The sequence below is a fragment of the Actinokineospora enzanensis DSM 44649 genome (assembly GCF_000374445.1).
Classification (GTDB): domain Bacteria; phylum Actinomycetota; class Actinomycetes; order Mycobacteriales; family Pseudonocardiaceae; genus Actinokineospora; species Actinokineospora enzanensis.
In genome coordinates, this window is sequence record NZ_KB894405.1 from 96,997 (window position 1) to 109,008 (window position 12,012).

11 protein-coding genes are annotated in these 12,012 nt (G+C 70.4%); 5 read left to right on the top strand and 6 right to left on the bottom strand.

The window, feature by feature from the left end; genetic code table 11:
- Positions 1-31: 31 nt before the first annotated feature.
- Both C503_RS0105405 and C503_RS45695 read right to left on the bottom strand, forming a co-directional pair.
- Entirely contained in the window at positions 32-2,293 is a 2,262-nt protein-coding gene (locus C503_RS0105405) for an ATP-binding protein (RefSeq protein WP_018681169.1), read from the bottom strand.
- A gap of 226 nt (positions 2,294-2,519) precedes the next feature.
- On the bottom strand, positions 2,520-2,891 hold the full coding sequence (locus C503_RS45695; RefSeq protein ID WP_156892988.1) for a radical SAM protein: 372 nt from the start codon (positions 2,889-2,891) through the stop codon (positions 2,520-2,522).
- Positions 2,892-3,224: 333 nt separating this feature from the next.
- Here C503_RS45695 and C503_RS0105415 point away from each other — a divergent pair, with 333 nt between their 5' ends.
- The 3 genes from C503_RS0105415 to C503_RS0105425 all read left to right on the top strand — a co-directional run bounded on the left by C503_RS0105415 (position 3,225) and on the right by C503_RS0105425 (position 5,400).
- Positions 3,225-4,136, top strand: coding sequence for a sensor histidine kinase (locus tag C503_RS0105415; RefSeq protein ID WP_018681171.1), 912 nt, complete (start codon positions 3,225-3,227; stop codon positions 4,134-4,136).
- A gap of 62 nt (positions 4,137-4,198) precedes the next feature.
- Positions 4,199-4,669: a hypothetical protein gene (locus C503_RS43035; RefSeq protein WP_156892989.1), complete on the top strand. Its 471-nt coding sequence runs from the start codon at positions 4,199-4,201 to the stop codon at positions 4,667-4,669.
- Complete coding sequence (locus tag C503_RS0105425) at positions 4,666-5,400, top strand: GAF and ANTAR domain-containing protein (protein WP_018681173.1); 735 nt, start codon at positions 4,666-4,668, stop codon at positions 5,398-5,400. Before C503_RS43035 ends, C503_RS0105425 begins: the two co-directional genes overlap by 4 nt.
- A gap of 6 nt (positions 5,401-5,406) precedes the next feature.
- On the opposite strand, the gene C503_RS0105430 is transcribed toward C503_RS0105425, so the two are convergent.
- Together C503_RS0105430 and recQ are read right to left on the bottom strand one after the other, a co-directional pair.
- Complete coding sequence (locus C503_RS0105430) at positions 5,407-5,904, bottom strand: FBP domain-containing protein (protein WP_018681174.1); 498 nt, start codon at positions 5,902-5,904, stop codon at positions 5,407-5,409.
- A 55-nt stretch (positions 5,905-5,959) separates the two neighbouring features.
- Entirely contained in the window at positions 5,960-7,810 is a 1,851-nt protein-coding gene (gene recQ, locus C503_RS0105435) for a DNA helicase RecQ (RefSeq protein WP_018681175.1), read from the bottom strand.
- Positions 7,811-7,912: 102 nt separating this feature from the next.
- On the opposite strand from recQ, the gene C503_RS0105440 reads away from it, so the two are divergent.
- Both C503_RS0105440 and C503_RS0105445 read left to right on the top strand, forming a co-directional pair.
- A complete protein-coding gene (locus C503_RS0105440; protein WP_018681176.1) occupies positions 7,913-8,869 on the top strand; it encodes a pirin family protein in 957 nt (318 codons plus the stop codon).
- A 567-nt stretch (positions 8,870-9,436) separates the two neighbouring features.
- Positions 9,437-11,038 carry a methyl-accepting chemotaxis protein gene (locus tag C503_RS0105445; RefSeq protein ID WP_018681177.1) on the top strand — a complete coding sequence of 534 codons (1,602 nt, stop codon included), beginning with the start codon at positions 9,437-9,439 and terminating at the stop codon, positions 11,036-11,038.
- A 224-nt stretch (positions 11,039-11,262) separates the two neighbouring features.
- On the opposite strand, the gene C503_RS0105450 is transcribed toward C503_RS0105445, so the two are convergent.
- Together C503_RS0105450 and C503_RS0105455 are read right to left on the bottom strand one after the other, a co-directional pair.
- On the bottom strand, positions 11,263-11,469 hold the full coding sequence (locus C503_RS0105450) for a helix-turn-helix domain-containing protein (RefSeq protein ID WP_018681178.1): 207 nt from the start codon (positions 11,467-11,469) through the stop codon (positions 11,263-11,265).
- Entirely contained in the window at positions 11,469-11,948 is a 480-nt protein-coding gene (locus C503_RS0105455) for a DUF2975 domain-containing protein (protein ID WP_018681179.1), read from the bottom strand. The genes C503_RS0105450 and C503_RS0105455 overlap by 1 nt, the downstream gene beginning before the upstream one ends.
- Positions 11,949-12,012: the final 64 nt, after the last annotated feature.

Sequence of the window (12,012 nt, forward strand, 5' to 3'; positions counted from 1 at the left end):
GGTGTGCGGAGCCGGGAAGTCAGGGGTGGGGTCAGGACAGGCCGCGGGTGATCTGTTCGAGCCGCGCGACCGCCTCGGGGTCGTCGAACCGGGCGAGCAGGCTCGCGGCCTCCTGCCGGAACCCGGTGGCCTCGGTGTGCTCCTCGGCCGCGGCCAGCGATCGGGCCAGATTGTCCAGCGCCACGGCCAGGAGCCATTCCGAACGTTCCTCGCGCGCGACCGAGACGGCCTGCCGGTGAAACGGAACGGCATCCGATGCCCGCCCCAACTCGCGGTACGCGTTCCCGGTCCCGTCGAGCGTCGACGCCAGCCGCTCCGCGATCCCCAGCTCGTCGTGAATGGTCAGCGCCCGCCGATACGATTCGAGCGCGTCCTCCGGTCGGCCCGCCAGGCATTGGATCCGGCCGTAGTCGAGCAACGCCCACCCCTCGTTTCGCGGCTCATCCAGCTCCCGCGCGATCTGGATGGCCCGCGCCCCGTCCGCCAGCGCCACCTCGACCTCGCCATTGCCCGCTCGCGCGACGGCCAGCGACGCCAACGCGACGAACTCAAGGTGGCGATTGGCCGCCGCCCGGCCCAGCTCGATGCTCTGGTTCGCGGCGGTTATGGCGTCGTCGTGGCGCCACATCCCGACGTACGCCCCGGCCAGGTTGAACAACGCCGCCGCCTCGCCCTCGGTGTCGGCCGCGGTGCGTTGCAGGTGCCGCAGGCGCTCGAACTGCTCGGCGGCCTGGTGGAACCGTCGTTCGTCCAGGAGGGTGACGCCCAGCGAGTTCAGCGTGATCCGCTCACCGTGGTGGTCGCCGATCGCCCGGAAGATCGCCAGCGCCTCCTGGTACCGGGCGGTGGACTCGTCCAGGTGTCCGGTGATCCGTTCGATCTCGCCCAGGACACCGAGAAGCTCGCCCTCGGCCTGCCTGGCGTCGTCCCGGCGGGCGGCGTCGAGCGCGGTGGCCGTCACCACGCGCTGGTTGGCGATCGGCACGCCCTTGCGGCGGAATCCCGGTTCGGCGGCGAGCACCGACTGCCAGGTCACCTTGTCCAGGCCCGCCTTGTCGGCCGCGCGGATCGCGGCGAACAGGTTCGACCATTCGAGGTCGAACCACTGTACGGCGGCCGCGCGGTCGTGGAACCGGAGTGCGGTATCCGGGGCGGGCAGCGCTGTCGGGGCGAGCACCCGACCCCAGACGTTCATGGCCGTGCCCGCGGCGTGGGCGGTGTGCAGGTACCACGCCAGGATCCGGGCCAGGGCCTCGTACTGCTGCTCCAGCGGTTCCTCGTGATGGGCCGCGTCGGTGGCGTAGGCGCGCAACAGGTCGTGGAACTGATAGCGGTCGGGCCCGGTCTGCTCCAACATGTGCGCACTGACGATGGAGTCGAGCAGGTGTCGAGCATCCGCTACCGGGACTCCCGCACCCGCCGCCGCGGCCCGCACCCCGAACTCGGGACCCGGGTGCAGGCCGAGCAGGCGGAACATGCGGGCGGCGTCTGCGGAGAAGGCCCGGTAGGACCACGCGAACACGGCCTGGACCCCGTCGTGTTCCTCGCCGTTGCCCGCCGACAGCGCATCCCACAGCCCGGACTCGTCACGCAGGTTGCGGATCAGCTCGGCCAGCGGCATCCACGGGCGGGACGCCGCGCGTTCCGCCGCGATGCGCAGGGCCAACGGTAGACAGGCGCACAATCGGGCGAGTTCGGTGAGATCGCCCGGAACGTCGCCCGGCCGGTAGTCGGTGGTCAGCGAACGGATCAGCTCGACCGCCTCGTCCTCGGGCAGGATCTCGACGGTCACCCGCTGGGCCCCGTCGTGGGCCATCAGCCCTTCCAGGCGATCACGACTGGTGGCGATCACCCGGCACGTCGTGCCGCCGGGCAGCAGCGGCCGAACCTGGCTGACGTGCGCGGCGTTGTCCAGCACGACCAGCACACGACGCCCGGCCAGCAGCGAGCGGTACAGCGCGGCCTTGCCCTCCACGTCGTCGGGAACGCGCGCGGCGGGTACGGCGAGTGCCCGCAGGAAGCGATCAAGCGCCTGCTCGGCGGTGACCGGCGGCCCCGGGTCATAGCCGCGGAGGTTCACGTAGAGCTGTCCCTCCGGAAAGCGGTCGGCAACGCGGTGCGCCCACCGCATCGCCAACGCGGTTTTGCCGACCCCGGCCGTACCGACGATCACGGTGAGCCCGGTCGGCTCGACACCGAGCAACACCCGGTCCAACCGCTCCATCTCGGAACTCCGGTTGACGAATCCCCGCACATCTCCCAGCAATTGCCGCGGCACGTCGGGATCCGCCATGCGAGAACGGTAGAAATGCACGCCGCCGGTGACATCCCGGGCTTGAACCACTTCCCCTGCTGTGCCGGAGACCATCGCGCGGCTCCCGTCCTGCGGAACCGGCACCGAATCCTCGTCGCGTGGCTGAGGCTGTGTCATCGCTCATCTCCAGGTGGTGCGGCGAGGCGCTCACCAATGGTACCGGTTCGACTGCGCGGCGCGATGTTTCCCGCTGTCGAGATCGCGGTCATGGCCGACATCCACCACCGCCGGTGGTGTCTGCGTTCGGCTGGCACCCTCGCGTCGTCGAGGACGCCGCCAGCTGGTTCTCGATTGTCGCGACGCGGATCGGGATCCTCCTCAAGACCGCCCTCTCGATATTCGCGACCGTCCGGGCGTGACTGCCTTTCCGTGTGGTTATGGTGTCGTGCTCCTCTGGCAGGTCCGAATACAAGCTCGTGCCGAGTGATAAACGTGGATGGGAGAACAGCTCCCACAGGCTTGGCTTGACATGGGCCAGGTTGGTGAATATCTCGACACGTGTGTCGGGGTGTTCCAGGCCGAGTTCGGCGAACGTCGCCAGGTCCGGGTGCAATGTCGGCTCGCCGCCGATGAACACGATGGCGGAAACCCGGTGCCCTGGCGCTGGTGGAAGCCGTGCGGTGCTCGCGATGGTCCGGGCCGGACAGTGGTGAGTGGTCGTCGGTCCGTCCGGCCGCGTCGGGTAGTGGGCCGGGTGGACGTGGCACGCGTAGATTGATGGCCTGATCGTCGGGGCCGGGACCCGGCGGTGATGGTCGGTTCGCAGGTGGCCCGGACGATCGCCCGTGCTGTGGCGCGGCGGAGCGGGAAGGGGCCCGACGGTGCGCGACGTGACGGGCCGGGCGACATGACGGGCCGGGCGACATGACGGGCCGGGCGACATGACGGGCCGGGCGAGGCGATGACGGCAATGTCTGTGCACACCGCCCTGCTCTACCGCGGCGCCGTCGAGTACCTGGCCGCGGTGGTCCCGTTCATCCGGGACGGCGTCGCCGCGGGTGAGGCCGTCGCGTTCGTCGCGCCCCGGGAGAACCTGGAGCTCGTCCGCGACGAGTGCGGCGCCGAGGGGCTCGCGGGCGCCGTGCGCTGGCTCGACATGGCCGAGATCGGCCGCAACCCCGGCCGGGTCGTCTCCGCCGTGCTGCACCCGTTGCTCGGCCGCGCCGCCCGCGTGGTCACCGAGGTCGTCTGGCCGGGCAGGCCGCAGGCCCAATACCCGGCGTGCGTGCGGCACGAGGCGCTCGCCAACGACTTCCTCGACGGCACCCCGCTGCGCCTGCTCTGCCCCTACGACGCCGAACGGCTCGGCCCGCTCGTGCTCGCCGACGCGCTGGCCACCCACCCGGCGGTGCTCGACCGCGCGGGCCACCGCGACAGCCCCGGCTTCGCCCCGCACACCGCGCTCGACACCTACAACGAGGCGCCCGGCGAACCCGACGCCGTGCACGCCCTCCTGGTCGGCGTCGGCGAGCTGGGCGAGGCCCGCGCCCTCGTCTCCGCCGCCGCCCGCACGCACGGCCTGGACCACCAGCGCGTCGGCGACGCCGCCCTGGTCGTGACCGAGCTGGTCACCAACAGCATCGAGCACGGCGGCGGCCGCGCCCGGCTGAGCGTGTGGACCGACGCCGACGAGCTCGTCTGCCAGGTCCGCGACGACGGCAGGCTGGCCGACCCGCTCGCCGGACTGCGCCCCGCACCCACCGACCAGGCGCACGGCCGCGGCCTGCTGCTCGTGCACACCCTGGCCGACCTGGTCAGCATCCACGCCGACGGGTACGGCACGGTGGTCCGCGCGCATTTCACCCGCCGCGCGGGCGCTTGACCCGCCGCGGGACCGGGTAGTTCCCCTGTCGAGGACAGGACCCGACCAGGAGGGCAGTGGACATGACCCCCGAGCACCCGCGCGGTGTGGCCCGCAGGCTGGTGGCGGTGACCCGCGGCGGCGACCTCGACCCGCGCGGCCCGTCCGGCGCGCTGGACGTGCTGGCCGGACCGGACCACCGCGACCGGCTCGCCGCCGTGCTGCGCGAACTGGTCGTGGCCACCGCGGACATGATGCTCTGCCGCGCCGAGAGCACCGGCCCGGACAAGGCGTTCGTACTGGACCTGCGCGACGACGAGGGCGCCCCGGTGCGGGTGGACACCCTCGACCCGCCGGTGCGCGCGCTGGTGCGGGCCCTGCTCGCGCAGCTCAACGGCCGCCCCGAGGACGTCGACTACCAGCTGGAGCTGGCCATGCGCGAGGACCCGCGGTTCGACCCGGTGGACGTGCTGGTGCTGGCGCTGCTGTGGACGGTCGGCTCGATCGAGTGGTGCGAACGGCACGACGCCCCCACGCCCGGCTGGCTGGCATGACCGATGTGCTCTCGCTGGCCCAGGAACTGGCCGAGGTCACCCGGCTGGTCGAGGCCGACGACCTCACCACCGCGTTCGACCGCTTCACCCGCCGCGCGGTGGACACCGTCCCCGGCTGCGCGCACGCGTCGATCACCGTCCGCACCGCGCGGGGGCTGGTGGAGACCCTCGGCGACGACCCGCGCGACCTGGACCTGGTGACCTCCGGCCCGATCCTGGAAGCGGTCACGCACGCCGAGCCGCGCCGACTCGACGACGTGGCCACCGACCAGCGCTGGCCCGCCTTCTCCGCCCAGGCCGCGCTGTTGGGCTTACGCGGCTGCCTGGCCCTGCCCGTGGTCACCCGCGGGCCGTCCAGGGCGGTCTTCACCCTGTTCTCGGACGAGCCGAACCGGTTCGACGAGTCCGCCTACGACCTGGTGATCCTGTTGACCCTGCACGCCGGTGTCGTGTTCGACAACGTGAGCCTCTACCACGACACCACCCGCCTGGTGGAGCAGCTGCGCACGGCCTTGGGCACACGCGTGACCATCGGCCGTGCCCAGGGACTTCTCATGGCCCACTTCGGCTATACCAGCGACCGCGCCTTCGACTCGCTGCGCACGGCCTCGCAGAACGGCAACGCGAAGCTGCGCGACCTGTCCGCGGCCCTGGTGGACGCGCACGACCGCGGGGTCTTCGCGGACACGCTGCGCACGTTGCGCTTCGCGGAGCTGGGCGATCTGGTGTGACCGCCGTCAGTTCTCCAGCACGCTGACCAGGAAGCTGTCGAGGTTGAGCTGCAGCCGCAAGACCTTCTCGTCCAACGAGATCGACTCGTCGGCCTGCGAGGCCTCGGTGCGCTTCTTCTTGCGCAGGTAGAGCGAACAGGCGAGATCCGCGCAGATGTAGGTGCCGCGCGAGTTGCCCTGCCTACCCGCCGCCCCCGACTTGCGCGCGGTGAACAGGGAGACTCCGTTGGAGGTGTGCGCGGTGAGGCACAGCGAGCAGATCGACGACCGCATCAGGCTCTTGGGCCCCGGCGGCGGCTTCCGCAGCGTGATCCCCACCAGGTCCTCGCGGTGCGCGGTGACGAGGTAGCCCCGGTCCGGGGCACCGGAGTCGGTCCAGCCCAGGAAGTCCAGATCGGACCAGGGCAGGGCCGCCAGCTCCCGGGGCATCGGCAGCCGCTTGGCCTCGCCCTGTGAGCAGTTCACGAAACTGCCCCGGATCTCGCGTTCGGTCAACTCGTCCACGGTGGCAGTCTCCGACCCCCGAACCGACCCCGCAACCAGTTTTCCCCCGGTGTGGTCAGCGGAACTCCGCCAGCACGTCGAGAACACCCTGTCCGTACCGGGCCAGCTTGGTCTCGCCCACCCCGTTGACCCCGGCCAGGTCCGACAACGCCTTCGGCATCAACGTCGCGATCTGCCGCAACGTCGCGTCGTGCAGGATCACGTACGCCGGGACGCCCTGCTCGCGCGCCTCCGCACCGCGCCAGGCCCGCAACGCCTCGAACACCGGCGCGGCCTCGGCGGGCATGTCCACCGCGGCGGTCTTCTTCGGCTTCGCGACCGCGGCGCGGGCGACCTTTTCGGACTCCCGCCGCAGCATCACCTCACGTTTACGCCCCAACACGTCGTCGCTGGCCGTCGTGAGCGCGAACGTCCCGTAGTCGCCCTCGACGGTCAGCAGCCCCTGGGCCAGCAGCTGCCGCACGACACCGCGCCACGCGGCCTCGCTCAGGTCGGCGCCGATCCCGAACACCGTCAGCTGGTCGTGCCGGTGCTGCACCACCTTGTCGGTGCGCTTGCCCAGCAGGATGTCGATGACCTGACCGGCGCCGAACCGCTGGTTGCGCTCCCGGTCGAGCCGCCACACCGTGGACAGCAGCTTCTGCGCGGGCACGGTCCCGTCCCAGGACTCCGGCGGGTTCAGGCAGGTGTCGCAGTTCCCGCACTTCTCCCCGGACTGCCCGAAGTAGTTCAGCAACTGGACCCGGCGGCATTCCACCGTCTCGCACAACGCGAGCATCGCGTCGAGATGCCGCGACTGCTTGCGCCGGTGCGCCTCGTCGCCCTCGGACGAGTCGATCATCTTCCGCTGCTGCACGACATCCTGGAGCCCGTAGGCCAGCCACGCGGTCGACGGCAGCCCGTCGCGGCCCGCGCGGCCGGTCTCCTGGTAGTAGCCCTCCACCGACTTGGGCAGGTCCAGGTGCGCCACGAACCGCACGTCCGGTTTGTCGATCCCCATCCCGAAAGCGATGGTGGCGACCACGATCAGCCCGTCCTCGCGCAGGAACCGGGACTGGTTCGTCGACCGGGTCCGCGCGTCCAGCCCCGCGTGGTACGGCACGGCCTTGATCCCGTTGTCGCACAGGAACTGCGCGGTCTTCTCCACCGACGCCCGCGACAGGCAGTACACGATCCCCGCGTCGCCCGCGTGTTCGGTGCGGATCAGCGCGAGCAGCTGCTGGTTCGCGCCCGCCTTGGGGACGATCCGGTACTGGATGTTGGGGCGGTCGAAGCTGGCGACGAAGTGCTCGGCCTGCTCCAGGTTCAACCGCTGCGCGATCTCCCCGTGCGTCGCCTTGGTGGCCGTCGCCGTGAGCGCGATCCGCGGCACGTCCGGCCACCGCTCGTGCAGCTCGGAAAGCCCCAGGTAGTCCGGCCGGAAGTCATGCCCCCACTGCGACACGCAGTGCGCCTCGTCGATGGCGAACAACGAGACCTTCCCGCGCTCCAACAGCTGGATCGTCGGCTCCAGCCGAAGCCGTTCCGGCGCCAGGTAGAGCAGGTCCAGCTCCCCGTCCACGAACGCCTGCTCGACCTGCCGACGAGCCTGGAAGTCCTGTGTGGAGTTGAGGAACCCGGCCCGCACCCCGAGCGCGTGCAGCGCGTCGACCTGGTCCTGCATCAACGCGATCAACGGCGAGATCACCACACCCACACCGGACCGCACGAGCGCGGGGATCTGATAACACAGCGACTTCCCGCCACCGGTCGGCATCAGCACCAGCGCGTCGCCGCCGCCGATCACGTGCTCGATGATGTCCGCCTGCCTGCCGCGGAACTCGCTGTAGCCGAAGACGCGCCGCAACACCTCGACGGCCTCGGAGGGATTATCGGTCGCATCGGTCTCGATCGTGACGCCAGACACGGCCGCGATCCTACGACGCCTGCCCGACGCCCGTCGCCACGGTGCGCGCGCCCTGTGGACAACTACGCTGACCCGCATGCCGAACCCCGCTGACCCGCACCGATGAGCAACACCGACCCCGCGCCCGGCGAACACCACTGCAGGCCCACCCCCGGCACGACACCCGAGGTTCTGCACGCCCGCGCCGTCCCCCTCGGCGGCCCCCGCGCCATCCGCGTCCACCGCACCCTCCCCCAACGCACCCGCTCCCTCATCGGCGCGTGGTGCTTCGCGGACCACTACGGCCCGGAACGCGCCCTCGGCATGGACGTCGCACCCCATCCCCACACAGGCCTGCAAACGGTCAGTTGGCTCTTCGAGGGAGAGATCGAACACCGCGACAGCCTGGGCACTCACGCCCTTGTGCGGCCGGGCGAGGTCAATCTGATGACCGGGGGAGCGGGAATCTGCCACTCCGAGACATCCACCGCGGCTAGTCCGGTTCTGCACGGCGTGCAGTTGTGGGTAGCACTACCTGACGCAGACAGGCACACGGCGCGCGCGTTCGAACACTTCGCCCCGGAACCGGTAGAACTGCCCGGCGCGTCGCTCCGAGTGTTCCTGGGCAACCTCGCTGGCACTGCGTCACCGGTACGGACATTCACGCCATTGCTGGGAGCGGAACTGACTCTCGCTCCCCATTCTCGCCGCACACTCGACATCGATCCCGCCTTCGAACACGGAGTGCTGCTCGACACCGGGCGGGTGGCCGTGGCGGGGACGGACCTGGCACCGACCGATCTCGGCTACATCTGCCCCGGCAGAACCACTCTGGACCTGACGAACCGCACGGACGCGCCCGCCCGGATGCTGCTGCTCGGCGGCCCGCCGTTCCCGGAGCCGATCCTGATGTGGTGGAACTTCGTGGCCCGCACCCACGAGGAAATCGCGTCCTACCGAGCCGAATGGGAGGCGGGTTCCGCCCGCTTCGGCCAGGTCACCGGCTACCCCGGCACCCCCGCCCGCCTCCCGGCACCGCCGATACCCCCCGTGCGCATCAAGCCCCGCCACAACCCCTGAGTTGTCCACAACCCCCCGAATCCATCCCCACCCCACCCACACCCCCTCTTGACAACCCCCCGAATCCGATACCCTCAGAAAGGGACCCAAAACCCCTAGGGCGGGCGGGGCGCACGCGAGCGATGATCTTGAACCGCGGATGATCACTCCCGACGGTGCATTCTCGGCGGAGAGTTATCCACAATCCCCACAATTCATCCACAGTCCGTCGACCACCCGCCCATCCAACTCACCACCCCTAACCCGACCACCCCAAACTCGGCTACCCCTGACTGGACCACCACGCGGGATCGCGCCGGTCTCTTCCAGCCCGATCACGTGCGGCCCCCCGGGCCGCACGTGATCGGGCTGGAAGAGACCGGCTGAAGGCGATCCCGCCGCGAGGCGAAGCCGAGCCAATTAACACAGCAGCAGCCGCTATGCATCTCTGCACCGACCGCCCCGTGGCCCGCCGAACCACCCCAACAAACACACCCCCTGATCGGGTTACCTCCCACATCGCCCCTCAGGACCGTGGTCGCCCTGCCGAAGACAGCCGGGAGAGGTCCAGCCGAATATGGAGGGTCGATGAGCGAGACGCGTCGGGGAGGACTGGGGGCGCGCTTCGGCGACCTCCCGGTCACGGTCAAGATCTACAGCGCGGTGGCCGTCGTGCTCGTCGCCTTCGGCGTCGTGGTCGCGCTGAGCCTCAGCGGGTCCGGCAGACTGACCGACGGCGCGCAGAGTGTCTACGACAACGGCGTCAAGCCCACCCAGACCCTCGCCGAGATACGGTCGGACATCCTGACCGACCGCAACTTCATGCTCAACTACTACATGTCCGACGCGCAGTGGCGGCCCAAGAACAAGCAGTCCATGACCGCCCTGGACGCCGAGATCCAGGAGCACTTCGGCCTGTTCGCCACGCAGACCGCCGACCAGGCCACGCTCGCCGCGCTGCGCGACACCTGGGCGTCCTACCTGCAGGTGCGCGACCAGCAGATGATCCCCGCCGCGGACGCCAACGACCTGGGCACCTTCTGGGACGGCTACAACAAGGCCGACCAGCTCACCACCACCATCGACAAGCAGCTCGACACGCTCACCACCAGCCAGTCCACCGCCGCCGCCGCCGACGCCACCGAGGTGCACGACACCGGCGTGCGCACCGACTGGATGATCGTCATCGGCGCCCTGGTCGGCCTGCTGCTCGGCGTGCTGCTGGCCTGGATCGTGGCCCGCTCGGTCACCGGCCCGCTGCGCCGCGTCACCGGCGTCCTGGCCGCCGTGGCCGACGGCGACCTGACCCGCCGCGCCGACGTGCACCGCCGGGACGAGGTCGGGAAGATGGCCGCCGCGCTCAACCGCGCCACCGACAGCATGCTCGACACCGTCCGCACCATCGGCGGCAACGCGGCCGCGCTCGGCGGCTCCTCACGGAACATGGCCCAGGCGGGCGACACCCTCGCCCGCGGCGCCGCGCAGACCGCCGACCGCGCCGACGCCGTCCGCCAGGCCGCCCAGGACGTGTCACTGCACGTGCAGACGCTGGCCACCGCCTCGGAGGAGATGGGCGCCTCGATCCGCGAGATCGCCTCCAACGCCTCCGACGCCGCCCGTGTCGCCGCCGACGCGGTGGTGTCCGCCCAGGAGACCACCGACATCGTCGGCAAGCTGGGCGAGTCGTCCACCGAGATCGGCAACATCGTCAAGGTCATCACCTCGATCGCCGAGCAGACCAACCTGCTGGCGCTGAACGCCACCATCGAGGCCGCCCGCGCGGGCGACGCGGGCAAGGGCTTCGCCGTGGTCGCCAGCGAGGTCAAGGACCTGGCCCAGGAGACCGCGAAGGCCACCGAGAACATCGCCGCCCGGGTGCAGATGATCCAGGGCGAGACCTCATCGGCGGTCACCGCGATCGAGCAGATCTCCGAGATCATCCACCGGATCAGCGACTACCAGTCCACCATCGCCTCCGCGGTCGAGGAGCAGACCGCCACCACCGGCGAGATGAGCCGCAGCGTCGCCGAGGCGTCCGCGGGCGCCGACGCCATCGCCGAGACCGTGACCGACGTGGCCGAGGCCGCCTCGTCCACCAGCTCGACCGTGGAGGCCTCGCGCGAGACCGCCACCGCCCTGGCGGGCATGGCGGCCGAGCTCAACGACGTGGTCGCCCGCTTCCGCGTCTGATCCCACTCCCGACATCGGGGGCGCGTCCACCACGGGCGCACCCCCGATGTCGTGTCTCCGGTGAGCCTGAGCCTGCAGAGAGAGTTGTTTGGTGCCAACAAGTTCGGGATCCATGCCTGCCCTGGGTCGGTGCGGACACGCTGCGGGATCGGGGCAGGGCGGTCGGAGCCGGGTTCGGCGGGCTCAATCATCCTCGAACCGGTCACCGCGCGACCGATGTCGGTTCAATCCGGCACCCATTCGAGCAGGTCGCCCGGCTGACAGCCGAGCACCCGGCACATCGCCTCCAGGGTGCTGAACCGCACGGCCTTGGCGCGGCCGTTCTTGAGCACCGCGACATTGGCCGGGGTCAGCCCGACGCGCTCGGCGAACTCGCCCACGCTCATCTTCCGCTTGGCCAGCTCGACGTCGATGCGCACCACGATCGGCATCAGATCACCGCGTCCATATCGGAGCGCAGCACGGTGGCCTGTCGGAGCAACGCGCGCATGACGACCACGACCAACCCGAGCACGGTGACCCCGGTCGTCAGCAGCAACAGCAGCAGCGGCAGCCCGGGGTCGTGCCAGGTGAACAGGAGGTACCCGAGCACGCCCACGAGCACCACCCACGCCGCGAGGATCGCCCACACGATCGCGTCCACCCACACCAGCGACGCGTCGGTGAAGATCCGGTCCCTGGTGACCAAGGTCAACAGCTGCCAGGTCGCCACGACCACCACCTGCGCGCACAGCAGCCAGAACACGGTGATCCCGGTCAACGGCCACCGCAGGTAGGCGTGGTCGGGGGACTCCCGGGCCATCGCCGCGAACTGCCCCGGCAGGGACAGCGTCTGGAAGATCACCAGGATGCCGAACAGCACCACGAGGAACAGGCGGAGCGGGACCACCGCTCGATGAGCCGCGAACATGCGCCGAGTCTCGTCAGCTATCTATCGAATGTCAATAGATACCCATCGCTCGACGATCATCGAG

Bases quoted from the DNA above. Each gene is read 5' to 3' on its own strand.
- C503_RS0105445 (WP_018681177.1), top strand. From the start codon at position 9,437: ATGAGCGAGACGCGTCGGGGAGGACTGGGGGCGCGCTTCGGCGACCTC.
- C503_RS0105450 (WP_018681178.1), bottom strand. From the start codon at position 11,469: ATGCCGATCGTGGTGCGCATCGACGTCGAGCTGGCCAAGCGGAAGATG.
- C503_RS43035 (WP_156892989.1), top strand. From the start codon at position 4,199: ATGACCCCCGAGCACCCGCGCGGTGTGGCCCGCAGGCTGGTGGCGGTG.
- C503_RS0105415 (WP_018681171.1), top strand. From the start codon at position 3,225: ATGTCTGTGCACACCGCCCTGCTCTACCGCGGCGCCGTCGAGTACCTG.
- C503_RS0105455 (WP_018681179.1), bottom strand. From the start codon at position 11,948: ATGTTCGCGGCTCATCGAGCGGTGGTCCCGCTCCGCCTGTTCCTCGTG.
- C503_RS0105405 (WP_018681169.1), bottom strand. From the start codon at position 2,293: ATGGCGGATCCCGACGTGCCGCGGCAATTGCTGGGAGATGTGCGGGGA.
- C503_RS0105425 (WP_018681173.1), top strand. From the start codon at position 4,666: ATGACCGATGTGCTCTCGCTGGCCCAGGAACTGGCCGAGGTCACCCGG.
- C503_RS0105440 (WP_018681176.1), top strand. From the start codon at position 7,913: ATGAGCAACACCGACCCCGCGCCCGGCGAACACCACTGCAGGCCCACC.